Here is a 25,637-nt window from a genome sequence, read left to right as displayed (position 1 = left end):
TTTCGCTATTGTTCGCTGTGACGGACACAACAATCGGACGTCCTTGTCGGACGCCCGGATGTGGCGGGAAGGGTGAGTCGTGAGATCTGAAGTCGACCGGCGGCGCAGGCCGAGGTTGCGTCTCCTCGCAGCCGCGGGAGCCGTGCTGGCACTGACGGCACTGGCAGGGTGCAGTTCCAGCACCAAGGAGCAGGCGGCCCGATTCGGAATGGTCGCCCCGGCGTCCGACAGAGCCCCCCACATGGAGAACCTGTGGACCGGAGCATGGATCGCGGCGCTGGCCGTGGGCGTGCTGGTCTGGGGCCTCATCATCTTCGCGCTCATCAGGTTCCGGCGCCGCTCGGGGGATCCCGAGATCCCCCGCCAGACCCGCTACCACCTCCCGATGGAGGTGCTGTACACGATGGTGCCGTTCCTCATCATCGGGGTGCTGTTCTTCTACACGGTGCGCACCCAGAACTCGGTGATGGCCAAAGATGCCACACCCGACCACACCATCAACGTCGTCGGTCAGAAGTGGTCATGGACCTTCAACTACATGGAGGCCGGCAACCCCGACGCGGGCGCCGTCACCACCCATGAGAGCGGTACGATCGAGAGCATTCCCGATCTGTACCTGCCGCTGAACAAGTCGGTCCGGTTCCACCTCGACTCCGCCGACGTCATCCATTCCTTCTGGGTGCCCGCCTTCTACTTCAAGATGGACGTCATTCCCGGCCATCCGAACCAGTTCGATATCACCCCGACGAAGGCCGGCGTATTCGATGGGAAGTGCGCCGAGTTCTGCGGTACCTACCACGCCAACATGCTGTTCAAGGTGCATGTGGTGCCGGAGGCCGAGTACAACGCGCACCTCAAGAAGCTCAAGGCCGAGGGGAAGACCGGCGAAGTGAAGGCGGCGAAGTCGGTTGCGGCCCTGTCCACTCCCTCCGCGGCTGAGAAAGGAAGTGAGCCGAAGTGAGCACCTCAGTCGCGAACAGGACCTCGACGGTCGCACGCCCCGACGCGTCAACCGGAGAGCGGCGCCAGATCGGCAAACTCGTCTGGGACTACATGACCACCACCGATCACAAGAAGATCGGCAGGCTCTACTTCCTCACCACATTCTTCTTCTTCTGCTTCGGCGGCATCCTCGCCCTCATCATCCGGGCTGAGCTGGCATTCCCCGGAATGCAGTTCGTCCACTACGAGACGTTCAACCAGCTCTTCACGATGCACGGCACGATCATGCTGCTGATGTTCGCGACGCCGCTGTTCTCAGGTTTCGCGAACTACATCATGCCGCTGCAGATCGGTGCCCCCGACGTCGCCTTCCCGCGGCTCAACATGTTCGCCTACTGGATCTACCTGTTCGGCTCCCTGATCGCCTGCTCGGGATTCCTCACCCCCGGCGGAGCGGCAAGCTTCGGCTGGTTCGCCTACGCCCCGCTGTCGAACGCCATCAACACCCCCGGGGTCGGCGGGGATCTGTGGATCATGGGCCTCTACCTGCTCGGCCTGTCGTCGATCCTCGGCTCGGTGAACTTCATCACGACCATCATCACGCTGCGCACCCCCGGCATGACGATGTTCCGGATGCCCATCTTCTGCTGGAACATCCTGGTCACCTCGATCATGGTGATCATGGTGTTCCCGGTGCTGTCCGCCGGGCTGCTTGTCCTCGAGTCCGACCGGTTGCTGGGCACCCATATCTTCGACGCCGCGAACGGCGGGCCGATCCTGTGGCAGCACCTCTTCTGGTTCTTCGGTCACCCCGAGGTGTACATCATCGCCATCCCCTTCTTCGGCATCGTCACCGAGGTGCTGCCGGTGTTCAGCCGCAAGCCGGTGTTCGGCTATGTCGGCCTCGTCTTCGCGACACTGGCCATCGGCGGCCTGTCGATGTCGGTGTGGGCCCATCACATGTTCGTGACCGGGGCCGTGTCGTTGCCCTTCTTCTCGTTCATGACCTTCACCATCGCAGTGCCGACCGGCGTGAAATTCTTCAACTGGATCGGAACGATGTGGGGCGGGTCGATCAGCTTCGACACGCCGATGCTCTTCGCCATCGGGTTCCTCGTCACCTTCCTGTTCGGCGGCCTCACCGGCGTGATCCTGGCCAGCCCTCCGATGGACTTCAACGTCTCCGACACCTACTTCGTGGTGGCCCACTTCCACTACGTGCTGTTCGGCACCGTGGTCTTCGCGATGTTCGCCGGCTACTACTACTGGTGGCCCAAGATCACCGGGCACATGCTCGACGAGACCTGGGGCAAGATCCATTTCTGGACCCTCTTCGTGGGCTTCCACACCACCTTCCTCGTCCAGCACTGGCTGGGCGTCGAGGGCATGCAGCGGCGCATCGCCGACTACGGCGCATGGGAGGGATTCACCACGCTCAACCAGGTGTCGACCTTCGGGGCCTTCCTGCTGGGGATCTCCATGCTGCCCTTCATGTGGAACGTGTGGATCACCCATAAGAAGCCCAGGATCGAGGTGGACGACCCGTGGGGCTGGGGACGCAGCCTGGAATGGATCACCACCTGCCCGCCGCCGCCCCACAACTTCGACCACATGATCCGGGTCCGCTCGGCATCCCCGGCCTTCGATGCCGCTCACCCGGAGCTGCTCGAGGATTCGGGCGCCATCACAGATGAGTCGGACGAGCCGCGTGAACTCATTCACTCCGGCAGGCGGGAGGAGGACCGATGAAGGTCGAACGATGGGTCTTCGGCGGCAGCGCCATCTTTCTGATCGGAATGGCGGTCATCTACTGGTTCACCGCTCATGAGATCGTCGGCGTATGGGTGCTCGGCCTTTCCGGCGTCATGGCCTTGATGGTCTTCGGCTACGTCCTCGCGGTCGCGCGGAGGATCGCCGCTCGTCCTGAGGACGACGAGGAGGCCGAGGTCGTCGACGGGGCGGGGGCCATCGGGTTCTTCCCGCCGAAGAGCATCTGGCCGTTCTGGACGGCGGTCACGCTGACCGTCATCTGCCTCGGACCGCCCTTCGGCTGGTGGCTGTCGATCCTCGGCGCCGCCATCGGGATCTGGTCGGTCTCCGGATGGGCCTACGAGTACTACCGCGGAGAGTACGCGCACTGATCCCTGCTGCCTGCGGCTTCAGCTCCAGGAGCTGGAGAGGGGACGTCCCTCCTCGTAACCGGAGGGGGACTGAATGCCCACCACGGCCTTCTCGCGGAACTCCGATAGGGTGCGCGCCCCGGCGTAGGTGCATGAGGAGCGCACCCCCGAGGTGATGAAGTCGAGCAGATCCTCGACCCCGGGACGATCCGGATCCAGGTACATCCGCGAGTGCGAGATGCCCTCCTCGAAGAGGGCCGCCCGGGCCCGCTCGAAGGCGCTGCGACGACGGGTACGGTGACGGACCGCGCGGGCCGAGGCCATCCCGAAGGACTCCTTGTAGCGTTGACCGTCGTGGTCGGTGAGCATCTCACCGGTGGACTCGTGGGTGCCCGCGAACCAGGAGCCGATCATCACCGATCCGGCCCCTGCGGCCAGCGCCAGAGCGACGTCGCGGGGATACCGGACGCCACCGTCGGCCCAGATCGAACCACCGGCCTCGGTGGCCGCCTCGGCGCATTCCAGTACTGCGCTGAACTGCGGACGACCGACCCCGGTCTGCATCCGCGTGGTGCACATCGCTCCGGGGCCCACACCGACCTTGACGATGTCGGCGCCGGCGTCGAGCAGGTCCAGGGTGCCGCGGCGGGTGACGACATTGCCGGCCACGATGGGGACCCGGCGGCCTGTGGCGGCCTCGAACTGGATGCGGGACCGGTCCGCGATCCGCAGGGCTGTGACCATCTGATCCTGGTGACCATGGGCGGTGTCCATCACCAGCACATCCGATCCGGCCGCCAGGGCGCTCTCCGCGCGGCCGGCGACGTCCCCGTTGATGCCGATCGCGGTACCCACCATGAGCCGACCGGAGGGATCGACCGCGGGACGGTAGATCTCGGTGCGGACGGCACCGCGGGAGGTCATGATGCCCACCAGGCGGCCGTCGGCATCGACCGCCACCGCGACCTTCTGATGGTGGTCGGCCAATGTGTTGAAGACCTCATCGGCGCTCTGGTCGGGGCTCACCAGGGTGAGATCGGTGGACATCACCTCATGAACCTGGGCGAAACGGTCGACGCCGTCGGCCTCGCTGGGGGAGACCAGCCCGACAGGCCGGTCCTCCTCCAGCACCAGCACGACGCCGTGGGCGCGCTTCTGAAGCAGCCCCATGGCCTCCCCGACAGTTGTCGTCGGTACCACCTTGACAGGGGTGTCGAATCGGGTGTCAGCGGCCTTGACCCGAGAGATCGCCCTGGTGACGAAGGGCCCCGGAATGTCCTGGGGGAGGACGGCGATTCCCCCGCGCCTGGCGATCGTCTCGGCCATCCGCCGCCCGGAGACGGCCGTCATATTCGCCACCACGATGGGAGTGGGGATGCGAAGGGCATCGGTGGAGGTCAGATCCACATTCATGCGGGATCCCACGGAAGACCTGTTGGGTGCCATGAAGACGTCGTTGTAGGTCAGCTCGTAGGTCGGCTGCTCATTGAGGAAACGCACGTACCTCATGATCTCATGTCCCGCCAAGATCACCGGCATCCCGGGACGACCGTCGCCCCGGGGCAGAATGACAGGGTGGACAGCGAGGAACTCATCGATCGGGTGCTGCTGGTGGTGGATCTGATCCCGGCCGGCCGGGTGACCAGCTACGGGGACATCGCCGGGATCGTCGGCACCTCGGCGAGGATCGTGGGCCGGGTGATGTCGCACCACGGACATGACGTGAGCTGGTGGAGGGTCGTCAACGCCTCCGGCCGCCTTCCCTCGGAGCTGACCACCAGGGCAAGGGCTCACTGGATACAGGAGGGCATCCGACTGAACGCCGATGGCACCGCTGTGCGGATGGCCGTCTCCCGGGCCGACCTGGTGGTCCTGGACGGGCGGTACCGCGAGGAACTGGACAGGGCGGGGACGACGGTCCACGAGACGACGGAGGAGGGGCCCGGCCAGTAGCGGCCGGGCCCCTCCCTCCGATCCATCAGATGGCGCGTCAGCGTCCGGCTGGTGCCTGCACCTCGGATCCGGTCTCCTCGGCGTTCGCCGGTCCGACCTCCGGGCGGTCCTCGCCGGGCCCGGCCGACGGATGCTCCTGGGCGCCCTTGATCTTCTCGGCCGTCGGCTTGGCGACGTTGGAGCCCACGAACCAACGCAGCAGCCGGGCACGGCGACGAGACACCCCGCCGCGCACCGGAATCCCCTCGTCGCCGGTGATCGTGGCCTCCAGCACGGGGTACTCCTTGTGCTGGGTGAGGGCCCAGGCCTCGTCATGGCTGAGCGGCTCGTGCTTCTCCACGAAACCGCCGTCGGGGCCTCGCACGATCTCACCGGAGGGGGATCCATGCTCCAGGCGCTCCAGGTCGGCCCGCTGGAGGCTCACGCAGACGCGCTTGGTGATGTGATAGGCGATCACCGGGGCCACGAAGACGGCGGCCCTCAGGAAGTATGTGATGGCGTTGAGGCTCAGATGGAAGTGGGTGGCGATGATGTCGTTGCCGCCGGCCAGCCAGAACATCGCGTAGCAGGTGATCGCGGCCACACCCAGCGCGGTGCGGGTCGGCACATTGCGGGGACGGTCCAGGATGTGGTGCTCCGCGGTGTCGCCGGTGATCCAACGTTCCACGAAGGGCCATGCCACCATGGCGACCGCCAGGATCCCCATCAGGCCGACACCGGCCAGGAAGATGTTCCAGCTCCAGGTGGTGTGACCGATATGCCACTCCCAGTTCGGCATGATCCGCACCGCACCCTCGAGCCAGCCCATGTACCAGTCGGGCTGGGAGCCCGCCGTCACCTGGGCCGGATTGTAGGGGCCGTACTTCCACACCGGGTTGATCTGCATGAAGGTGGCCATCAGCGTGATGATGCCGAATACCACGAAGAAGAAGCCGCCGGCCTTGGCCATGTAGACCGGGAACATGGGGTAGCCCACCACATTCTTCTCGGTGCGTCCGGGGCCCGGGTACTGGGTGTGCTTGTGGTAGACCACCAGCGAGATGTGCGCCGCGATGAGACCCAGCAGGATCGCGGGAACCAGCAGAATGTGCACCATGTAGAGCCGCGGCACGATGGCGGTGCCCGGGAACTCGCCGTTGAACACGAAGAACTCGACCCAGGTGCCGACCAGCGGGATGGAGCGCATCAGACCGTCGGCGAACCTCAGGCCGGTGCCCGACAGCAGGTCGTCCGGCAGCGAGTAGCCGGCGAATCCCTCGATCATGGCCAGCATGAACAGGCCGACGCCGATGAGCCAGTTGACCTCGCGAGGCTTGCGGAAGGCACCGGTGAAGAAGACCCGCAACATGTGGAACATGGCCGCGGCCACGAAGAGCAGGGCCGCCCAGTGGTGGATCTGGCGGACCAGCAGGCCGCCCCGCACGTCGAAGGAGATGTCGAGGGTGGAGGCGAAGGCCTCCGACATCGGCACCCCGCGCAGCAGCTGGTAGGAGCCCTGGTAGTCGATCTCGGCCATCGACGGCTTGAACCAGATGGTCAGGAAGACGCCGGTGATGAGCAGCACGATGAAGGAGTAGAGGGCGATCTCGCCGAGCAGGAAGGACCAGTGGTCCGGGAAGACCTTCCGCATGGCCACCTTGCCCACCTTGGCGAGCCCCAGGCGGTCATCGGCCCAGATGAGCGGGCCGGACGAGGACTTCTTCGGCGCGGCGTCGTCGGGCACCTCGGCCTCGACGGCGGGTGAGGTGTCGGCGGTACCGGTAGGGCGGGCCATCAGTTGTCACCCTTCTTGAAATCGTGGCGCGAGTCGCGCTCGAAGTAACTGGGCCCCACCGGAACGGTGAAGTCGCTGCGGGCCACCAGATAGCCGTCCTTGTCGACCGTGATGGGCAGCTGCGGCAGGGACCGGGCGGCGGGCCCGAAGACCACGACCCCGGCGTCCCCCAGATCGAAGGTCGACTGGTGGCAGGGGCACAGCAGGTGATGGGTCTGCTGCTCCCACAGGCTGATCGGGCACCCGACATGGGTGCAGATCTTCGAGTAGGAGAGGATCCCCCCGACCTGCCAGTCCTTCCGGGAGTCGGGGATCTTGATGGAGTCCGGATCCATCCGGACGATGATGATCGCGGCCTTGGCCTTCTGCCGCTGGAAGTCCTCGCTCTGCAGGTCCTTGAGATTCTCCGGCTCGGCATTGACCAGCTGGCCGATCTCCATCTCGGAGGCCTTGATCGGCGTGTAGGTGACGTCGTTGACCAGCCTGGTCCCCTCGGTCCAGATGGTGCGTTCGATAGTGGCCCTGCGCATCCCCTTGCCGGGCTTGGGTCCCAGGTCGGCGAGGCTCACGACGGCTGGCAGGGCGAGGGCGCCGATGGCTCCGGCGGCCGCGAACCCGATGAGCTTGCGACGGCCGAGACCGGATTCCTCTGCGCCCTGCTTCCAGACCTTCGCCAGCTCCTGGCGGTCCTCATCGCTGGAGTTGGCCGGGTGGCGCTCCTCGGCGATCTCGTGGTCGCCCATGATCTGCTTGGCCCAGTGGATGGAGCCCAGGCCGATGAACAGGATCGCGAATCCCGCGGTGGCGCCCAGTGCGATGTGGAGGGCGCTGGCGTGCAACGGGCCGAACTTCACGGCGTCGTCGTGGGGAACCGCGAAGTACAGCACGACGAAGGCCACCGCCAGCAGCGGGACAAGCCCGAACAGCGTCAGGATCTGCCGGTAGGCCCGTCTGCCGACCGCCGGATCAGAATCGGTGTACCGCTCGACGTAGGGTTCCAGACCCGGATCCTGGACGGGTTCCTGCTTGTTGATCTGATCGGTGCTCATCGCGCCCGGGCTCCCTTCTTCGCCAGCCACACGGCCACCACCACACAGGCGCCGATACCGATGATCCATGCCCACAGGCCCTCGGAGATCGGCCCGAGGCCGCCCAGGGCGAAGCCACCGTCATTCGGCTCGGAGTGGATCGTGCTGAGGTAGGCGATGATCTCCTTGACGTCCTGGTCGGTCATGGCTCCCTTGGAGAAGACCGGCATCTGCTGGGGGCCGGTGCGCATGGCCTCGTAGATGTGCTTGTCCGAGGTCTTCAGGAGGGACGGGGCGTAGGACCCGTTGGGCAGTGCGCCGCCTCGGCCGTCGATGGCGTGGCATGCCGAGCAGTTGGTCCGGAAGAGTTCGCCTCCACGGGCGATCTCCTCGGCGCTCAGCCCGGTGGCCGTGTACTGCTCGGAGTCCGGGATCGAGGGGCCGGGGGCCAGCGAGGCGATATAGGCCGCCACCTGGGCGATCTCCTCGTCGGTGAAGGCGGTGCGCTTGGACGGCGCCTGAGCCTCCGGGCGGGCCATCGGCATCCGGCCGGTTCCCATCTGGAAGTCGACAGAGGCCGAGCCCACCCCGGCCAGGGAGGGCCCCTGGGTGGTGCCCTCGCCGTTCATGCCGTGGCAGGACGAGCAGTTGGTCTCGAAGATGGCCTTGCCGGCAGCGGCCTGGCTTGAGACATTCGTGTCCGCGGTGCTCGACGTCGCGGGGCTGACGAGGGCGTAGACACAACCCACCAGAACGAGGGCCAACAGCAGCATCAGCGGCTTCGCCGCCGGATGTCGCCGTCGCGTCGAGAGGAACCTCACTGGACCGACCTTTCTTCTGGTTGTTGCTTCACTGCAGCTTCGCCCTCTTCCGGCAGCCGGTCACTGGATGATGTAGATGACCGAGAACAGGATGATCCAGACCACGTCGACGAAGTGCCAGTAGTAGGACACCACCATCGCCGTCACCGCCTGCTCGTGGGTGAATCGACGCGCCAGGTAGGTGCGGCCCAGCGTGAACAGGAAGGCGACGAGACCGCCCGTGACGTGGAGGCCGTGGAACCCGGTGGCGATGAAGAACAGCGAGTAGAAGACGCTCGACTGCATCGTATGGCCCTCGGAGACCAGGTTGGCGTACTCGAGCGCCTGTCCGGCGATGAAGACCGTGCCCATCACGAATGTGAGCGTGTACCACTCCCGCATACCCCAGGAGGTGACTGCAGCCAGGCCCTTGGTGCGCCGCACCCGTCCGTGCTCGGCGGCGTGCACGCCCATCTGGCAGGTCACCGACGACAGCACCAGGATGAGCGTGTTGACCGCCGCGTAGACGACGTTGAGGTGACTCGACTCGGACTGCCACAGGGTCTGGGCCCCGGCCGCAGCCTTGTCGCTGGTCACCTGACGGATCATGAAGTATGCGGCGAAGAGGGCCGCGAAGAACATGAGTTCGCTGGCCAGCCAGATCCACACGCCCATGGGGAGAAGATCAGGGCGCCCGGAGGGGGCCTTGAGTCGGGAGGGGGCGATCGGGTGGATGGCGCCCGACGGTCGCTGTGAAGTCTGCGCTGAAGTGGCCACGGCCTCATTATGTCGGCAAATGTGCGATTGGTCATGTTCTTCGGCATTCGAATGTCGATCCTGTCTTCGGAGCCGGTGACGCCGATGAGATAATGCGGGCCGGGCCGTACGTCGGTGCGCCGCGATACCATGCGGTCGAAGAGGCTCGCGAGAGGGGTTCTGGACGGATCTCCTCAGCACAGTGACGACGACCCACGAGGATGAGGGATGACTGAAGACCAGAGGGGCGGACAGCCCACTCTCAAGGTGCTGGTGTACTCCGACGACCGTCAGGTGCGCGAACAGATCAGGCTGGCCCTGGGAAGACGAATCTCCGCTGACCTGCCCGAGGTCGAGGCGGTGGACGTCGCCACCCAGCCTGCTGCGATCCACGCCGTGGATTCGGGGAACTACGACGTCGTGATCGCTGATGGCGAAGCCGTGCCCTCGGGGGGCATGGGCCTGTGCCACCAGCTCAAGGATGAGGTCTCCGACTGCCCGCCCGTGGTGCTGCTGGTGGCCCGGGTCGCCGATGCCTGGCTGGCGAGCTGGTCGCGGGCCGACGCGATCAGCACCCATCCGGTCGATCCGGTCGAACTGCCCCGGGTCGTCGCCGGTGTCCTCCGCACCGCTGCGGGGGTGTGACGTGGCGGAGACCTTCCCCAGGACATGGCCCGACCTGCTCACCGATCTGGTCAACGGATGCGATCTGGACCGCCGGAGCTCTGTCTGGGCCATGGACCGGGTGCTCTCGGGCGACCTCACCGCCGTACAGGTGGCGGGCTTCGCGGTGGCGCTGCGCGCCAAGGGGGAGACCGTCGAGGAACTGTCCGGCCTCGCCGAGGGGATGCTCGGCCGGGCCACGAAACTCGAACTGGACCGGGAGACCGTCGATATCGTCGGCACCGGGGGGGACCGCGCCAACACCGTCAATGTCTCCACGATGGCGGCCATCGTCGCCTCGGCGGCGGGCGCGAAGGTCGTCAAGCACGGCAACCGGGCGGCCAGCTCGGCGTGCGGTACGGCGGACTGCCTCGAGGCCCTCGGGGTCAACCTGAACCTGGCCCCGGCCGATCAGGCCGGAGTCCTGGACGCTGCGCACATCGTCTTCCTGTTCGCCCCGCTGTACCACGCCTCCCTCAGGTTCGCCGGTCCCGCCCGCAAGGAGCTCGGCATCCAGACGACCTTCAACCTGCTGGGTCCCCTCACGAATCCGGCGCGGCCCCACGCCGATGCGATCGGGATCGCCGACGCCAGGATGGCCCCGTTGGTCGCCGGAGTGCTCACCGACCGCGGATCGCGCGGACTGGTGTTCCACGGCGGGGACGGGCTCGACGAGCTCACCACCACGACTGACTCCCAGATCTGGCTGTTCCGTGAGGGCCGATGCGTCCGCGCCCGTCTCGACCCGGCCGATCTCGGCCTGCCCCGGGCGCAGCCGAAGGATCTCGTCGGCGGGGGCCCCGAGCACAATGCCCAGGTGGTCAGGGATCTGCTCGACGGCGCCACCGGACCGGTGCGCGACATCGTCCTGCTCAATGCCGCCGCAGCACTGCTCGCCTACGACGGGCCGGATCTGGACGCCCCCCTGACCGATCAGTTCGCCGAGCGGATCGATCGGGCCGCCACCGCCGTCGACTCCGGTCAGGCCCGAGAACAGCTCGCGCGCTGGATCGAGATCACGAGTACTTGAGCGGAGAGGGCGACCCCTCCACGTCGCTGCGCTCCTGCCTCCCCGGGCGGGTGAGGTCCGCGACCGCGCTCACAGGCTGAAGATCGCCAGGGCCGCCCACGGCCCCACCCACAGGGCGGGCCCATAGGCGAAGACCGGGCCCCAGGGCGAGGGTCTGAACCTCCGCACGATCGTGATGCCAATGGCAAGGAGGGCACCCGCCACGGCTGCGGCGAACAGGGCGAGGGCCCAGCCCGTGGTGCCGAGGGCGGCGCCGGTCAGGCCCATGGTCCCGGCCAGGCGCACATCGCCGAACCCGAGTCCCCCTCCCAGCCGCCACATCAACCAGAACGGGACGGTGGCGGCGACGGCGAGCGCGGCGGTCGCGGCCAGCACGGACGCCGGCAGGCCGACGACCGCGGCTCCGCCAGCCAGCGCCAGCAGCGATTCGATCAGGCACCAGGCCCACAGGCGGCGGGGAAGGAAGGTCGTCGCCTGGTCGACGGCGATCAGGGTCAGAGCCGAACCTGCCCAGACCCACCACAGGCCGCGTCCCCATGCGGGCGACATGGCAGACATCCCTCCGCAGAGGGCGGCGATCAGGGCAAGGGTCGCCGTCCTCCGGGCAGTCACCAGGCTCCGGTATCTCGGCTTGAGGGCCAGGACCTCAGATCCCACCTCCTCCTCATCGGGCTCGGGCAGCATCGGGACGATCACGAGAAGATGCGAGAGGGCGAGCGCGGTGGATGCCGCCGCACCGATCAGCACCCACACCTCAGGCCGCGCATTCGGGCACCAGCACCCGGTCCTCGGCGATGACCTCGTCGGGCTGGTCGGCCCACAACAGATGGTGAGCCTCGCAGGCGGCCCTCGCCCGCACCCGCATCATGGCCGTGCATCTCGGATCCCGGGCGGTCAGTAGTTGTGCGAGGTCTTGCGCGGAGACGTCGAGGTATGTGCTGACCTCTGTGAGCGTGTGCCGGTTCTCCAGCAGGATGTGCACTCTGCGCAGGGTGCTCGTGGGGTCGACCAGCTGGTGCTCGGCGGCGCTGATGGCGAGCGGTGTCAGCATCAGCAGTCGTTCGGCGTCGACCGCTCGGATGCGGCGCATCGGCCTGCCAAGGCCCATCAGCCGCACGACGGTTCTGCTGGGGACCCCGGCCAGGATCGCCAGGACTCGCCACGGGATTCCGGAGGCACTGGACATGTGACGTACGTGGGCGGCGAAATCCCGTGAGCAGACCCATCCCAGGGGTGCTCCGGACGGCGGCAGGCTCATTGAAGTTGTCATCGAAGGTCCTCCTCGACCTGGTGCGAAGGGCCACATCCCGTGATGTGGTCACTATCAACCATCAGAAGTGCTTTTGGAAGACCTGTTTGTGACAGGAGTGAGAAATTTCTCAGGAAAATCTCGGGTAGTCCTGTGATGTGAGATGTCGGGGACGCCGAACGGGCCCGGTCGAGGACCGGGCCCGTTCGGGGGTGTGAACGCCGGCAAGGGCGGGCAGCGAGCCCTGCCGAGCGCGGAGGGATCGCCCCCGCCGTTGAACTACCTTGACGCCTTGGTGAAACCGGCGGCCTGAGCGTCCTCCTCGGAGGAGAACCAGATGTCGGCGATGGTGCGGTCGTAACCGCCGGAGCCGGGCAGGTGGTACTTCTTGGAGCGGTCGTTGCCCTTGATGACGAACCCCTCCGGGGGGTTGTCCCCGACGTAGGAGGGGACCGTGGCGGTCGTCTCGGCTCCCTCGGGGGCCGGCCCGCCCTCCTCGGTCATGGTGGCCTCCGCGGCGGCGGAATCGGGGGACTCCGGCGGCTTCGGGGTCTTGTGCTCAGGCTCGGGTGCGGGCTCGGACTCGGGAGACTTCTCGGGTGCGGGTTCAGGGGCCTTGGGCGTCCAGGAGTAGGTCTCGCTCGGCTCGCGGGTGGTCCAGCCGTCGTCGGCGGATCCGAGGAACTTCTTGGCCGCGACAGCTCCGGCCGCGGCGAGTCCGCTCAGGATCAGGATGGTCTTGAGCACCTTGTGCTTCTTCTTGGGCGCGACGAGATCCTTGGACGTCGAGGCGGACTTCTTCACGTCCTTGGCGGCGGCCTTAGCGGCCTTCCTCGCCTTCTTGGTCGCCTTCCGGGACTTCTTGGCGGCCCCTTCCAGAGCCACCTGGGCGGACTCGGCGGTATCTGCAGCCTGACCCTTGAGAGCGCTCAGGGCGGCCTGACCGCGCCGCGTGGCCTCCTCCACGGCGGGGGATGAGGCGACCTGGGCGGCCCTCTCCTCGATCTCCGGCAGGACGTCCTTCTGGAAGGTGTCATAGGCCTGCTGGATCGCCGGGGCGACCTTCTTCTCGGCGATGTCCTTGGCGTTGCTGAGAGCGGGGGCGATCTTGTCGCCGGCCTCGGCGACCGCCTTGCTCCCGCGCTTCCAGGCCTGCTCGCCCGCCTTGCGGGCCTCTTCGCTGAGCGGACCGATCCTCTCGGCCGCCTGGGCGGCCAGAGGAGCGGCCTTGGCCTGGGCGGCGCTCAGGTAGGCGGCTGCGTTCTCCAGGGCCTGGGCCCTCTGCTCCTTCACCGAGGCGGCCGTGTGCTCGGCGGCCTCGTGGAGCGACTTCTTGGTGCGGGACACGAGTTCCTCCTGCTGTGGTGTGGCTTGTGATCAAGCACCCTCCACGTTAGCCGCGACCTGGGAGCTTCGACAGGTCAGCGCGATGATCGGGTGAGCCGCGGCCTGACGGGAGGTGCGCCGGTCGGTACTGTGGGGGCAGGTCCGGCCGTCGGTCGGCTGGACGCCATCATCGGATCAGGAAGGCAGCCACGTGGCATCAACCGCGACCTTGCACACCAATCATGGGGACATCCTCCTCAATCTCTTCGAGGCACAGGCCCCCAAGACGGTGAAGAACTTCGCCGGGCTTGCCGACGGCACCCAGGAGTACGTCGATCCGCTCACCGGGCAGAAGACGACCGGGCGGTTCTACGACGGCCTGACCTTCCATCGGGTCATCGACGGATTCATGATCCAGGGCGGCTGTCCGCTGGGTACCGGGACCGGTGGCCCCGGCTACCAGTTCGCTGACGAGTTCCACCCCGACCTGCACTTCGGCAAGCCCTATCTGCTCGCGATGGCCAACGCGGGCCCGGGCACCAACGGGTCCCAGTTCTTCATCACCGTGGCTCCGACCCCGCACCTGAACCGGCGACACACCATCTTCGGAGAGGTCGCCGATGAGGCGTCGCGAAAGGTCGTCGACGAGATCGCGAAGGTGCCGACGGACCGGATGGACCGCCCGGCCGAGGCGGTCGTGATCGAGTCGGTGGAGATCGCCTGATCCGAGTCGGGTCAGGTCGTGGGGACGTCGATGGCGCCGTCCCCACGGCTCCCCGGGAATCCCCGGCCGGGCGACGAGGAGGAGAGCATCGTGGGTGACCGATGGGTCGAGCATCCGATACATCCGAGGGGCAGTGACAGCCCGGCCTCGATCGTGCTGGCAGTCGGCACCCTCGTGGTGGCCGTGTTGTCGAACCTCCTGCCGATGGCCGCCTGGCTCGCCGCGGGGGCGAGCCCCCTCTTCGACTACCAGGTGTGGCGGCCGGTGCTGTACGGACTCACCACGGGCTCGATCCTGCAGGGGGTCATCAACGGCGTCTTCCTGTTGCTGGTGGGACGCAGCCTGGAACCGCTGCTGGGATCGTGGGACTTCGCGGCGGTCTATCTTCTTGCCGGGCTGGGCGGCGCCACCGCCCTGTCGCTGACCGGAGTGCCGGCATCCTTCTCAGGGTCCATCTGCGGCATCTTCGGCATCCTGGCCGCGACCGCGGTCATCAAGCACCTGGAGCATCAGGACATCCGGGGCGACATCATCCTGATCACCCTGTTCGTGATCTGGGGGATCCTCGCCGGTTCGAGGGACTGGACGGCCGACATCGGAGCGATCGTGGTCGGCGCGGCCGTCGGATGGGTGTGGGGAAGGAACCGGTGGGCCTCCAGAGGACGCAACCGTATCGCCTACGCGGTCATCGCGGGCGTGTGCCTGGGGGCTCTCGTGGTCACCTGGCTCTGGTGACTGTCTAGTCGCCGATCGAGAACATCGCCTCCAGATCGTGCTCCGAGTAGGTGCGAAGGGCGATGTGGGTGTCGGTGTCGACGACGCCCTCCACCTTGTTGATGCGGTCCGCGATGATCTCGGCGACCTCCTCCATCGAGGAGGCGCGGACCATCGCGATGAGATCGACATGGCCGGCGGTGGAGTAGACCTCGCTGACCCCCGGCAGCGCGAGAACCTCTTGGGCGACCTCAGGGATCCTGCTCGAGCTGGCCTGAATGAGCACAATGGCATTGAACATGGCAACAGATTAGGTGCTCAGGCAGGCGGCCGCACTCATGCGGAGCAGCGATGGCGCCGTTGGCCAGCTCCACGGCCCGAGCCAGGGTCCGCTCGTCGGCGCCGCAGTGCAGGGGCCAGTCCCAGCAGCCGTCGATATCGACGAGACGGACGCCGGGCGACTCCAGCCAGTCGGCGACCAGCTCGGCCTCCTCCACGGTGCAGGCGGGGATGCCCGGTGAAGCGGCGGTGACCGTCTCGGCAGTGGTGCGGGCGGCGTCGATGGTGGGCACCGGGTTCTCCCCGGCCGGACTGAGGGCAGCGGCCGCCAGCCGGCCGTGACGCACGATGTGCACCTCCCAGGTGCGGTCGACCGGACGTGCCGCGACGATCTCCGCGCAGTCGGCCAGGGAGGCGAGCCTGGCCCGCCGACGGCTGGCCCGCAGGCAGGAGCGTGCCCGCGAGGTGAGTGAGGAGGCGTCCTCGAAACGCTCCTGGCGCGACAGCGAGGCGATTCGGGCGGCGATGGAGTCGATGAGCGGCCGGACGTCGAGGGTCATCGCCTCGCGGGCCCGCTCAACGGCGGCGTGGTAGACGTCGTCGGAGGCGAACGCTGTCCCGACCTGTTCGGGGAGGAAGCGAGCCCTGGCGAGCGTGGAGGGGTCGTGGGCCGCGGACGCTGTCCCGACCTGTTCGGGGAGGAAGCGAGCCCTGGCGAGCGTGGAGGGGTCGTCCCCTCCGCCATTTATCAGACACGGTGCTGCGCAACGTCCCATCTCGGCCAGCGGGCAGCCGTGGGGATGGCTGGCAGGGGTGCCGGTGCACTGGCGGATCCCGGCGAACTCGCAGATGAGCTCGCCGGCCTCCGCCGCCTCCTTCCGGGTGGAGAAGGGACCCCAGTAGGTGCGGTCGGCCCGGCTGGTGGATCTCACGACCGACAGTCGTGGGTACCGGTCGTCGGAGAGGCAGATCCAGTTCACCGAGGTCTGACGCCTCGACCGGCGGTTGTAGCGGGGGGAGTGGGCGTCGATCATCCGCAGCTCGCGGACTCCGGCCTCCAGGGTCGTCGCACATGCGAGCGCATCGACGCCGGTGGCCACCCGCACCATCTCGTCCATCCGGCGTCGGGTCTCCGAGGCCGTGAAGTACTGCCTGACACGGCGTCGCACATTGACCGAGGTGCCGACGTAGAGGACTTCGGGAGGTTCGTCGGAGGTCGCCCGGTGCGCACGGAACCAGTAGATTCCAGGCCCCTCGGGCAGCGCGTCGGCCCAGGTGCGCCTGGCACGGCGCCCCGGGGCCACCTTGTGGGTGACCTCCAGGAGGTCCTCGAGGGTCGTGACGCCCAGGCCGCTGACCCGCTCGATGATCCCGTGCATGACGTCGACGGTGGCCCGTGCGTCGTCCAGGGCTCGATGGGTCGGTGGGGTGGCGGCGGAGAAGTACCGGGCCAGGGTGCCGAGTCTGTGGTCGCGCACCTCGTCGTGGCCGATGCAGGAGCGGGCCAGCGCCAGGGTGTCGAGGACGGTGTTTCCGGGCCAGGGACGGTCATGGGCGTCGCATGCGCGCCTCAGGAATCCCATGTCGAACCTGGCGTTGTGGGCGACCAGCACACAGCCGCGGCTGAACTCGAGCCAGCTGGGGAGCACCGCGCCGATGGAGGGGGAGTCGATGACCATCTCGTCGGTGATCCCGGTGAGCATCTGGACCGATCCCCTGATGTGGCCGCTGGGGCGCACCAGAGTCGCGAGCTCGCCCAGCACCTCGCCGCCGCGCACCTTGACAGCGCCGATCTCGGTGATGTCGTCCTCGGTGGACCCGCCGGTCGTCTCGAGATCGACCACGCAGAAGGTGACCTCGAAGAGGGGAGTGCCCAGATCGTCGAAGGAGGGCTGCAGATCCGGCGCGGTCATGGGCGAAACGGTAGGCAACGGGACTGACAGTTATGAGCAGTCTGAGGAGTCGTGGCGGGTCGGGGAGTGGGACGGTTCATGTCGGTAACCAGGAGAATGCGCTCTGACAAGGAGCGACGGGAGAACCGACGAAGGTTTGCCTTTCGTCTGAGCATCATCTAAGATTTTCTCAGCTAATGGGGCAGGTCCCCGGAGGCGCGATGACCGTGACGACTGGTCGGTCCCCCAGGGGGAGTGGCCCGAGGACGCGAAGGACACAACGTGGCACAGGATCGACTGATCAGCTCGAACGCTCGCGGCGCCGGGAGGGGCCGCCGACTCGGACGAGGACTGGCAGCGACCGCGCTCAGCAGTGTGATCGTCGTCTCCGGGCTCGTCGCAGGCCAGCCGAAGGCCGCCGCCGAGCCGGACACCGTCTCCGAGGCCAAGAGTCAGCTGGCCGCCATCGAGGCGCAGAGCCATGCCCTGGATGCCAAGTACACCGGTGCGCAGGCCGATCTCGACCAGGCCGAGAAGAGTCTGAAGACGGCCGAGAAGGATCTGGTGACCCAGCGCTCGAAGGTTGCGTCGATGCGCAAGACTCTCAGCGCCCTGGCCGCCAACGACTACCAGAGCGGCAACATCAGCCTCACCGCGCAGATGGTGAGCAGCGGGAACTCCGGTCAGTTCCTGTCCCAGCTCGCCACGATGCAGAACGTCAGCGACCGGACCAAGGGAAAGTTCCAGTCCTTCCAGTCCGAGCAGGCCCGGCTTCAGACCCTTGAGAAGCAGGCCGCCAGCGACCGGACCACCATCAAGGCGAGCCGCGACTCGCAGGCCGTCCTGCTCAAGAAGTCGAAGGCCAAGGAGGCCGACGCCAAGAAGGTGCTCGCCTCCCTCACCGCCGAGCAGCAGGCGAAACTGGCAGCAGAGCAGGCGGCCGCCGCACAGGCCCGCACCACCGCGGCCTCCCAGACGTCGCGGTCGGATGCGCGCAGCGACGCCACGGCGTCCTCCCCGAGCTCCTCGTCAAGCAGCACCAGCACCAGCAATACCAGCACCTCGGCCTCCGGACGCGCCTCCACCGCCATCGCCTTCGCCAAGTCCAAGATCGGCGGCCCCTACGTCTACGGCGGCACCGGCCCCACCGGTTACGACTGCTCCGGCCTCATGCAGGCCGCCTGGGCGGCTGCCGGGGTGAGCCTGCCGCGGACCTCCGGGGAGCAGTTCAGCGCCGGGACCTCGGTCTCGCAGAGCGACCTCCAGCCCGGCGACCTGGTCTTCTACTACGGCAATCCGCCAAGCCACGTGGGCATGTACATCGGCGGCGGCCAGATCGTCCACGCCTCCAACCCGACCTCGGGCATCAAGATCTCTCCGATCGGCGAGATGCCGATCAGCGGCGCGCGTCGCGTCGGCTGACCCTGTGCTCAGTGTCGGCGTCGACATCGGCGGCACGAAGGTCGCCGCCGGCATCGTCGACGAGCAGGGGGCGATCCTCCGCAGTCTGAAGCGCCCCACCCCCTCGCACAGCCCCGAGGCGGTGGAGAACGCCATCGTCGAGTCGGTCCGCGAACTGTCCGCCGGTCTGCCGGTCGGAGCAGTGGGGATCGGCGCTGCCGGGTGGGTCGACACCGAACAGGCTCTGGTCCGTTTCTCCCCGCACCTGGCCTGGCGCAACGAGCCCCTGCGCGACCGGCTCGCCACACGCATCACCGTTCCCGTGCTTGTCGACAACGATGCGAATGCGGCGGCCTGGGCCGAGTACCGGTTCGGAGCCGGCCAGGGCTCACGAGTCATGGTGTGCCTCACTCTCGGTACCGGGATCGGCGGAGCCCTGGTGATCAACGGCCGGATGTTCCGAGGCCGCTTCGGCATGGCCGGCGAGTTCGGTCATATGACCGTGGTTCCCGACGGGCACTGGTGCCCCTGCGGCAATCGCGGCTGCTGGGAGCAGTACGCCTCGGGAAACTCCCTGGTCCGTGACGCCAAGGCCCTCCTCGCCGAGGGATCGCCGCGCGCACAGGGACTGCTCGATCACGTCGCCGATCACGATGCTGACAAGCTCATCGGGCCCGACGTCACCGCTGCCGCCGTCGAGGGCGACGCGACTGCGATCGAACTGATAGCAGACGTCGGTACCTGGCTCGGGAAGGGCATGGCCGGGCTCGGCGCGGCGTTGGATCCCGATCTCTTCGTCGTCGGCGGCGGAGTCAGCGCCGCCGGTGAGCTTCTGCTGGGGCCCGCCCGGTCGGCCTTCGCGAGGAACCTCACGGGCCGTGGCTTCCGGCCGCTCGCCGAGATCGAGCACGCCCGCTTCGGTCCCGACGCCGGGCTGATCGGCGCCGCCGACCTGGCCCGTCACTCGATCACCGAACCGCCCGGGCCCGCGCGCGGATTCTGGCCGCGTCGGCGCCACCCGAGGCGGAGCGCCCGGCGCCGACCCATTCTGCAGACCCTTGCCGGTGGATTCGGCGGCCCGGTCGTGCCCGGGGCCGAGCCACGCGCCTGAGCACCCGTCTGGTGCGACGGCACTGATCCGCTGAGGGCCGATACAGTGCCGTTGAGGGCCGATACAGTGGTCCGCGCGGATGTCAGCGGTCCGAAAGGGGGCCCCATGTGGTACCAGGTGTTCAAGGTCGCACTGTTCGGCCCCGGGGTCCGGGCGCTGTGGAAACCATGGGTGGTCGGTCAGGAGAATCTTCCTCGCGGGGGCGGCGCGGTCGTGGCCTGCAACCACATCTCGGTACTGGATCCCATCATCGTCGCCGCGGTGCTCGACCGGCAGATGACCTACCCGGCGAAGAAGGAGCTCTTCCAGGGTGATCACGGGCTGTGGTCCAAGGTCGTCGCCTGGTTCCTCAAGGCGGTCGACCAGGTGCCGCTGGACCGCTCCGGGGGGAAGCGCAGTGTCGAGGGCATGGGCCCGGTCCTGAACCGTCTCGGCGAGGGCGGCCTGGTCGGGATCTTTCCCGAGGGCACCCGCTCTCCCGACGGCGAGCTGTACAAGGGCAAGACGGGGGTGGCCCGACTGGCGCTGCGCGCCGATGTCCCCGTCGTCCCGGTGGCACTCGTCGGCACCGAGCCCGTCAGGGGCAGGTTCGGCATTCCGACCGTCAACAGTCCCGGTGTCATCATCGGTGAGCCGCTGCACTTCTCGGAACTCGCCGGACGCGAGGACGAGGTCGCGGTCCTGAGATGGGTCACCAACGAGGTGATGGACGCCATTCAGCAGCTGGGCGGCCAGGAGTACGTCGATGTCTACGGATTCCGCGTGAAGTACGGCAACCTCAAGGGCAAGGACACCTCCCGCTGGCGACTCCCGCGCCCCGGCGGCACCGTTGCCCCGGCAGCCCACCAGGGTGACGGGACCGGTGAGTCGCGATGAGCCGACTGCCACGATGGACCGGTGGCCGGGTCGATCTCACCGGAGCACCGCCGCCGGACGGCGCCGTCGTGGTCGCCGTCCATCACACCCGCCACGATGACGCCGTGGTCGTTCGCGCCGCACTGCACCCGATCCGCAGTCCGTGGCTCGGACTGGTCACCCCGACCAGGGCCGTCCCGTGGGGCACCTCGGCCAGATCCAGGGCCCTGGCGGCACTGCGCGCCGGTCGTCTGGTCGTCGTCTTCCCGGAAGGAGGCACCGCACCGGGGGAGGCGGTCTACAAGGGCGACGTCGAGGTCGCCCATCTCGCTCTGGAGGCCGGTGCTCCCGTCGTGCCCGCAGTTCTCTCGGCCGACCGCACCCGCCTCGAGCTCGGTGCCCCCCTCGACTTCAGTCGCCACGCGACGACCCCGCACAGTCGTGCCGTCCTCAGAGCGGTCACCGATGAAGTGATGGAGGCCCTCAGCCGGCTCTGCGGCCTGCCGTATCACGATCTGCCCGCCGCTGCCGCCAGGCAGGAGGAGTCCGAATCGAGACGGGAACGGGCCCGTGCCGCCCGGGCTGGTCGCGTGGCGGCCCGGCGGAAGGCGGCGCTTCAGCGTCAGGAGGCCAAGGCCGAAGCCGCCGAGGAGGCCGCGGATCTGGCCGAGGCGGCCATCGCGGCGAGAGAGGCCGCCCGCCTCCAGGCACGCGAGGCCGCCCTCTCCGATCGGCTGCGCGCCGCCGGCATCCGCCCCGGCGAACCCGGCCGGGGAGCTTCCGCCGACGGTGCTGCCGGCGCGGACGGCACCGATGAGAACCGCACCGATGAGGACGGCACCGATGAGGATCGGGGCTGAGGCGGCCGACCCTGCGGCGGGGCACGTCAGCCCGGCCCGCGGCCACCGTCCGAAGTCGTTGAGCACCTCCAGAGTGCAGCATGTCGTGGTGGTGCTCAGGTGGGTCTTCCTGGCTCATGCCGTGCTGATGGCGGCGGCCCGATGGGATGCCACCACGCGGCGCGGGCTGCTGCTCGTGCTGCTCGGACTCATGCTGGCGTGGACGGTGGTGATCACCGCCCAGTCCCGTTGGCGATGGTGGCGCTGGCGTGCCGTGGCCGTGGTCGATGTGGCCGTCTCGGTCGTCGTGACCCTGGCGAGCCGGGCCGTTCTGAGACCGGGAGCTCCCACGGCCGGATTCGAGGGGGTGGGCTACTACTGGGTGACCTGCGCGCCCCTGGCAGTGTCCCTGGCCTACGGAAGCATCGTGGGCGTCCTCGGAGCGCTGCTCGTCATCCTGTCGGGAGCGTTCGAGGCGGGGCACGGCCATCTGTGGGCATGGAGCGCCGACCTGCTGATGCTCGCCGCATGCTGGTCCGCGGGCCGGCTCATGGGTCAGATGCGCGAACTGCTGGCCGAGAACCAGCGCAACCATGCGATCACGGCTCGGATGGCCGAGCGCGAGAGACTGGGCCGGATCGTTCACGACGGCGTGCTCCAGGTGCTGTCCATGGTCGAACGGGAGGGGCCCGAACTGGGATCCCGGGGAGTGGTTCTGGCGGGTCTGGCACGCGAGCAGGGGGCCCAGCTGCGCAGGATGCTCCAGGCCTCGGCTGGCGAGTCCGTCCCGGAGGACTGCTCCGATGCGGGTGCCGCGGACCTCGTCGCCACCGTCGAGGCCCATGAGAGCGATTCAGTGACGGTCTCGGCCATGGCGGGGGAGCTGCTGCTGGCCGCCGAGATGGTCCACGAGATCGACGCCGCGCTGCAACAGGTGCTGCTGAACGTCACCCAGCACGCCGGGTCCGGCGCGCACTGCTGGATCCTCATCGAGCAGGAGGACGACCAGATCGTCATCTCGGCGCGCGACAACGGCGTCGGGATGTCTCCCGAGGCGACCGACCGGTTCTCGAAAGAGGGCAGGATGGGGATCAGCCGGTCAATCATCGGCCGCATCCACGATCTGGGCGGATCCAGCGAGATGACCTCGGCTCCGGGCCACGGCGTCGAGTGGGAATTCAGGATTCCCATTCATCCCGAGGGGGGCGACGACTCCCCCTTCGCTCGCGCAGGCGCTCGCTGACCCCCGGGCGGTGACCGGGATGATGCTTGGCCCGGGAGAGACCGTGGTGAGAGGCTGGGAGAGGAGGAGGGACGATGATGACCTCAGAATCGGGCACGGCGGGAACCCGGGTGATGCTCGTCGACGACCACCCGATGTGGATCGACGCCCTCGGCCAGGATCTGACGGCCGACGGCTTCGACATCGTCGCGGTCGCACACAGCGGGGCCGAGTGCGTGCGTCGTGCCAGGGCCGCGCGACCCGACGTCCTCGTCATCGATCTCAAGATCCCCGAGCCCGACGGGGCCACCTGCACCCAACTCCTCACCACCGAGTTCCCACGGATGCACGTCCTGGTGATCTCGGCCTCCGGGGAGCGCGAGGACGTGCTGCGCGCCGCCAAGGCCGGTGCCTGCGGCTACATGGTGAAGTCCGCGACTCGCGCGGAACTGCTCGACGGAGTCCGGCGCACCGCACAGGGCGACGCGGTGTTCACCCCGGGGCTGGCCGGCCTGGTGCTCGGCGAGTTCCGCAGGATGGCCATCCAGCCCGGCGCCGAGAAGGACAGCCGCCCCCGTCTCACCGACCGCGAGGTCGAGGTGCTGCGCCGGGTCGCCAAGGGCATGGCCTACCGCGAAATCGCGGAGGAGCTGGTGGTCTCCCACCGCACCGTGCAGAACCACGTCCAGAACGTGCTGCGCAAGCTCCAGCTCCACAACCGGGTCGAACTCACCCTCTACGCTCTGGAGAACGGCATGGGGCCGGAGTAGAGCGCTTCGTCTCACGGCAGATGGTCGGGATGCGGCCCTGCCATGAACTCACACTAGACTTCGTCGCATGCTGAATGGTGTTCCGAGTCTGGCTGAACTGCACGCAATGCCCCAGATGCAGCAGCCGAGCTATCCGGACCCGGCCGCAGTGGCCGATGTCGTCTCCCGGTTGCGGGGTCTGCCCCCACTGGTCTTCGCCGGGGAGTGCGACGGGCTGCGCGACAAGCTCGCCGCAGTGGCCGACGGTCGCGGCTTCCTGCTCCAGGGAGGCGACTGCGCCGAGACCTTCGCGGGGGTCAATGCCGACAACATCAAGGGCAAGCTGCGGGTGCTGCTGTCCATGGCGGTCGTCATGACCTACGCCGCCCAGGTCCCGGTGGTGAAGGTGGGACGGATCGCCGGCCAGTACGCGAAGCCCCGCTCCAAGGACACCGAGACCCGCGGCGGCGTCACTCTTCCGAGCTACCGCGGCGACGCCGTCAACGGCTTCGAGTTCACGCCCGAGTCGCGAACCCACGACCCCGGGCGCCTCCTGCAGATCTACAACAGCTCCGCGTCCACGCTCAACCTGGTGCGTGCCTTCGTCAAGGGTGGTTTCGCGGACCTGCGCGGCATCAATGCGTGGAATGCCGATTTCGTGCGCAACTCCAACGTCGAAGCCCGGTACGAGGCCCTGGCTCACGAGATCGAGAGCGCCCTGGCGTTCATGATCGCCTGCGGGGTCGATGACGAGCAGCTGAGCACGGTGGACTTCTTCGCGAGTCACGAGGCGCTGCTGCTGGACTACGAGCACGCCATGACGAGGATCGACTCCCGCTCCCAGCTGCCCTACGACACATCCGGCCACCTGCTGTGGATCGGGGAACGGACCAGGCAGGCCGAGGGGGCGCACGTGGCCTTCCTGCGCCATGTCAGCAACCCTCTCGGGATCAAGCTCGGCCCCTCCACGACCGGTGAGGACGCCGTGCGCACGGCTGAACTTCTGGACCCCGACCGGATCCCCGGACGGATCACCTTCATCACCCGGATGGGCGCCAGGGATGTCCGCTCCAAGCTCCCCCCGATCATCGACGCCGTGGAATCGACCGGCCGCAAGGTGGTGTGGAGCTGCGACCCGATGCACGGCAACACCTTCGAATCCGCCAATGGCTTCAAGACGCGGTCCTTCGTCGATGTGTGCGCCGAGGTCAACGCCTTCTTCGACGTCCACGAGGAGCTGGGGACCTGGCCCGGCGGCGTACACATCGAACTGACCGGCGACGACGTCACGGAGTGCCTGGGCGGGGTCGACGCCCTGGCCGAGACCGACCTCGCCAACCGGTACGAGACCGCATGCGACCCGAGACTGAACCGCAACCAGTCTCTGGAACTGGCCTTCATGATCGCCGAGCGACTCTCCGACGGCAGGCTCAAGCGCCAGACCGTCAGCCCCCTGGAGCCGTTCCGCGGCATGGACCTGTGAACCCGGGGGCCCGGCGGCGTCGGATCGGCCCGAATCGGTTGTCGCCGCGTGCGGGTTCGGCCAGACTGGGGGCATGAGGATCACCCATCTCGGACACTCCTGCGTACTTGTCGAGGCCGCCGACGCCCGGATCCTCATCGATCCGGGCAACTTCTCGGACGACTGGCACGGCCTGAGCGATCTCACCGCCATCCTGGTCACCCACGCTCATCCCGACCATGTCGATCCCGAGCACATCGAGGAACTGGTCAACGCCAACTCCGGTGCGATCTGCCGGGCCGAGAAGGGGGCGGCGGCCGCGGTGCCGCAGCTGGATGCCGATCCCATCCTGCCCGGCGACGTCATCGAGGTCGGCGGAGCCAGGATCGAGGCGGTCGGCGGCCAGCACGCCGTCATCCATCGTGACATCCCACGGATCGGCAACGTCGGGTACCTCATCGGTGAGGGGCTCGGCACCATCCTCTTCCATCCCGGCGACGAGCTCGACGAGACCCCCCACGGGGTCGATGTGCTGGCCTGCCCGGCCTACGGGCCCTGGGCCGCGATGAAGGAGACGATCGACTTCGCCCGTGCGGTGGGAGCCCGGGACGGCTTCCTCATCCATGACCGGCTGCTCAGCGAGAGGGGCTGGCGCACCGCTTTCGACCGGCATGACGAGATGACCGAGACCACCTTCCACGATCTGCGCGACGCGACGCCGTGGGAGGCCCCCGCGCGCTGATCCGCC

At 67.9% G+C, this 25,637-nt stretch carries 26 protein-coding genes; 16 read left to right on the top strand and 10 right to left on the bottom strand.

Annotated elements, in window-relative coordinates:
• Positions 1–79: 79 nt before the first annotated feature.
• Genes ctaC through JS278_RS10535 form a run of 3 tightly spaced genes read left to right on the top strand, consistent with a single transcriptional unit; the run spans position 80 to position 3,083 of the window.
• Positions 80–961 carry a cytochrome c oxidase subunit II gene (gene ctaC / locus JS278_RS10545; protein ID WP_483894256.1) on the top strand — a complete coding sequence of 294 codons (882 nt, stop codon included), beginning with the start codon at positions 80–82 and terminating at the stop codon, positions 959–961.
• Positions 958–2,691 (top strand): aa3-type cytochrome oxidase subunit I, encoded by a 1,734-nt coding sequence (ctaD, locus tag JS278_RS10540; protein WP_114045154.1) that lies wholly within the window; start codon positions 958–960, stop codon positions 2,689–2,691. Before ctaC ends, ctaD begins: the two co-directional genes overlap by 4 nt.
• Positions 2,688–3,083: a cytochrome c oxidase subunit 4 gene (locus JS278_RS10535; protein ID WP_114045153.1), complete on the top strand. Its 396-nt coding sequence runs from the start codon at positions 2,688–2,690 to the stop codon at positions 3,081–3,083. The genes ctaD and JS278_RS10535 overlap by 4 nt, the downstream gene beginning before the upstream one ends.
• Before the next feature lie 18 nt (positions 3,084–3,101).
• Here the strand turns inward: JS278_RS10535 and JS278_RS10530 are convergent, their stop codons facing one another.
• Positions 3,102–4,571 (bottom strand): GuaB1 family IMP dehydrogenase-related protein, encoded by a 1,470-nt coding sequence (locus tag JS278_RS10530; RefSeq protein WP_181833702.1) that lies wholly within the window; start codon positions 4,569–4,571, stop codon positions 3,102–3,104.
• A gap of 66 nt (positions 4,572–4,637) precedes the next feature.
• Between JS278_RS10530 and JS278_RS10525 the strand changes: the two genes are divergently transcribed.
• Positions 4,638–5,015 carry an MGMT family protein gene (locus tag JS278_RS10525; protein ID WP_114046268.1) on the top strand — a complete coding sequence of 126 codons (378 nt, stop codon included), beginning with the start codon at positions 4,638–4,640 and terminating at the stop codon, positions 5,013–5,015.
• Between the two features lie 37 nt (positions 5,016–5,052).
• Here JS278_RS10525 and qcrB read toward each other — a convergent pair whose 3' ends face one another.
• From qcrB to ctaE, 4 genes are read right to left on the bottom strand one after another with little or no spacing between them, the layout of a single operon-like run.
• Positions 5,053–6,789 carry a cytochrome bc1 complex cytochrome b subunit gene (gene qcrB, locus JS278_RS10520; RefSeq protein ID WP_114045152.1) on the bottom strand — a complete coding sequence of 579 codons (1,737 nt, stop codon included), beginning with the start codon at positions 6,787–6,789 and terminating at the stop codon, positions 5,053–5,055.
• Positions 6,789–7,868, bottom strand: a complete 1,080-nt coding sequence (gene qcrA, locus JS278_RS10515) for a cytochrome bc1 complex Rieske iron-sulfur subunit (protein ID WP_425451436.1) — start codon at positions 7,866–7,868, stop codon at positions 6,789–6,791. Before qcrA ends, qcrB begins: the two co-directional genes overlap by 1 nt.
• Positions 7,835–8,638, bottom strand: coding sequence for a cytochrome bc1 complex diheme cytochrome c subunit (qcrC, locus tag JS278_RS10510; protein WP_114045150.1), 804 nt, complete (start codon positions 8,636–8,638; stop codon positions 7,835–7,837). The genes qcrA and qcrC overlap by 34 nt, the downstream gene beginning before the upstream one ends.
• Before the next feature lie 60 nt (positions 8,639–8,698).
• Positions 8,699–9,394: an aa3-type cytochrome oxidase subunit III gene (gene ctaE / locus JS278_RS10505; RefSeq protein ID WP_483894255.1), complete on the bottom strand. Its 696-nt coding sequence runs from the start codon at positions 9,392–9,394 to the stop codon at positions 8,699–8,701.
• Between the two features lie 207 nt (positions 9,395–9,601).
• On the opposite strand from ctaE, the gene JS278_RS10500 reads away from it, so the two are divergent.
• Entirely contained in the window at positions 9,602–10,018 is a 417-nt protein-coding gene (locus JS278_RS10500) for a response regulator transcription factor (RefSeq protein ID WP_114045148.1), read from the top strand.
• A 1-nt stretch (position 10,019) separates the two neighbouring features.
• Positions 10,020–11,066 carry an anthranilate phosphoribosyltransferase gene (gene trpD, locus JS278_RS10495; protein ID WP_245935086.1) on the top strand — a complete coding sequence of 349 codons (1,047 nt, stop codon included), beginning with the start codon at positions 10,020–10,022 and terminating at the stop codon, positions 11,064–11,066.
• Positions 11,067–11,135: 69 nt separating this feature from the next.
• On the opposite strand, the gene JS278_RS10490 is transcribed toward trpD, so the two are convergent.
• The 3 genes from JS278_RS10490 to JS278_RS10480 all read right to left on the bottom strand — a co-directional run bounded on the left by JS278_RS10490 (position 11,136) and on the right by JS278_RS10480 (position 13,662).
• The gene (locus JS278_RS10490; protein WP_114045146.1) at positions 11,136–11,819 is read right to left on the bottom strand and encodes a prepilin peptidase; all 684 of its coding nucleotides are present in this window, start codon (positions 11,817–11,819) and stop codon (positions 11,136–11,138) included.
• 1 nt (position 11,820) lies between these two features.
• Entirely contained in the window at positions 11,821–12,336 is a 516-nt protein-coding gene (locus JS278_RS10485; RefSeq protein ID WP_147243188.1) for a hypothetical protein, read from the bottom strand.
• Positions 12,337–12,594: 258 nt separating this feature from the next.
• A complete protein-coding gene (locus JS278_RS10480) occupies positions 12,595–13,662 on the bottom strand; it encodes a sunset domain-containing protein (RefSeq protein WP_114045144.1) in 1,068 nt (355 codons plus the stop codon).
• A gap of 190 nt (positions 13,663–13,852) precedes the next feature.
• Between JS278_RS10480 and JS278_RS10475 the strand changes: the two genes are divergently transcribed.
• Positions 13,853–14,365, top strand: coding sequence for a peptidylprolyl isomerase (locus JS278_RS10475; RefSeq protein WP_114045143.1), 513 nt, complete (start codon positions 13,853–13,855; stop codon positions 14,363–14,365).
• 156 nt (positions 14,366–14,521) lie between these two features.
• Entirely contained in the window at positions 14,522–15,100 is a 579-nt protein-coding gene (locus JS278_RS10470) for a rhomboid family intramembrane serine protease (protein WP_114046267.1), read from the top strand.
• Between the two features lie 4 nt (positions 15,101–15,104).
• Here JS278_RS10470 and JS278_RS10465 read toward each other — a convergent pair whose 3' ends face one another.
• Both JS278_RS10465 and JS278_RS10460 read right to left on the bottom strand, forming a co-directional pair.
• A complete protein-coding gene (locus JS278_RS10465) occupies positions 15,105–15,380 on the bottom strand; it encodes an Lrp/AsnC family transcriptional regulator (RefSeq protein WP_114045142.1) in 276 nt (91 codons plus the stop codon).
• Positions 15,331–17,271, bottom strand: coding sequence for a DEDD exonuclease domain-containing protein (locus JS278_RS10460; RefSeq protein ID WP_114045141.1), 1,941 nt, complete (start codon positions 17,269–17,271; stop codon positions 15,331–15,333). Before JS278_RS10460 ends, JS278_RS10465 begins: the two co-directional genes overlap by 50 nt.
• A 261-nt stretch (positions 17,272–17,532) precedes the next feature.
• Here JS278_RS10460 and JS278_RS10455 point away from each other — a divergent pair, with 261 nt between their 5' ends.
• The 8 genes from JS278_RS10455 (at position 17,533) to JS278_RS10420 (ending at position 25,631) form a co-directional block, all read left to right on the top strand.
• Positions 17,533–18,672 (top strand): C40 family peptidase, encoded by a 1,140-nt coding sequence (locus tag JS278_RS10455; protein ID WP_245935084.1) that lies wholly within the window; start codon positions 17,533–17,535, stop codon positions 18,670–18,672.
• Positions 18,673–18,676: 4 nt separating this feature from the next.
• A complete protein-coding gene (locus tag JS278_RS10450; RefSeq protein ID WP_114045140.1) occupies positions 18,677–19,762 on the top strand; it encodes an ROK family glucokinase in 1,086 nt (361 codons plus the stop codon).
• A 105-nt stretch (positions 19,763–19,867) separates the two neighbouring features.
• Positions 19,868–20,638, top strand: coding sequence for a lysophospholipid acyltransferase family protein (locus JS278_RS10445; protein WP_114045139.1), 771 nt, complete (start codon positions 19,868–19,870; stop codon positions 20,636–20,638).
• On the top strand, positions 20,635–21,477 hold the full coding sequence (locus tag JS278_RS10440) for a lysophospholipid acyltransferase family protein (RefSeq protein ID WP_114045138.1): 843 nt from the start codon (positions 20,635–20,637) through the stop codon (positions 21,475–21,477). Before JS278_RS10445 ends, JS278_RS10440 begins: the two co-directional genes overlap by 4 nt.
• Positions 21,461–22,699, top strand: coding sequence for a sensor histidine kinase (locus JS278_RS10435; protein ID WP_114045137.1), 1,239 nt, complete (start codon positions 21,461–21,463; stop codon positions 22,697–22,699). The genes JS278_RS10440 and JS278_RS10435 overlap by 17 nt, the downstream gene beginning before the upstream one ends.
• A 74-nt stretch (positions 22,700–22,773) precedes the next feature.
• Positions 22,774–23,448: a response regulator gene (locus tag JS278_RS10430; protein ID WP_114045136.1), complete on the top strand. Its 675-nt coding sequence runs from the start codon at positions 22,774–22,776 to the stop codon at positions 23,446–23,448.
• Between the two features lie 67 nt (positions 23,449–23,515).
• Positions 23,516–24,910 (top strand): class II 3-deoxy-7-phosphoheptulonate synthase, encoded by a 1,395-nt coding sequence (locus JS278_RS10425; protein WP_114045135.1) that lies wholly within the window; start codon positions 23,516–23,518, stop codon positions 24,908–24,910.
• A gap of 73 nt (positions 24,911–24,983) precedes the next feature.
• Entirely contained in the window at positions 24,984–25,631 is a 648-nt protein-coding gene (locus JS278_RS10420) for an MBL fold metallo-hydrolase (RefSeq protein WP_114045134.1), read from the top strand.
• The last annotated feature ends 6 nt before the right edge of the window (positions 25,632–25,637 follow it).

It is taken from the genome of Acidipropionibacterium virtanenii (assembly GCF_003325455.1).
Classification (GTDB): Bacteria; Actinomycetota; Actinomycetes; order Propionibacteriales; family Propionibacteriaceae; genus Acidipropionibacterium; species Acidipropionibacterium virtanenii.
This window is presented reverse-complemented; position numbering and strand designations above follow the sequence as displayed.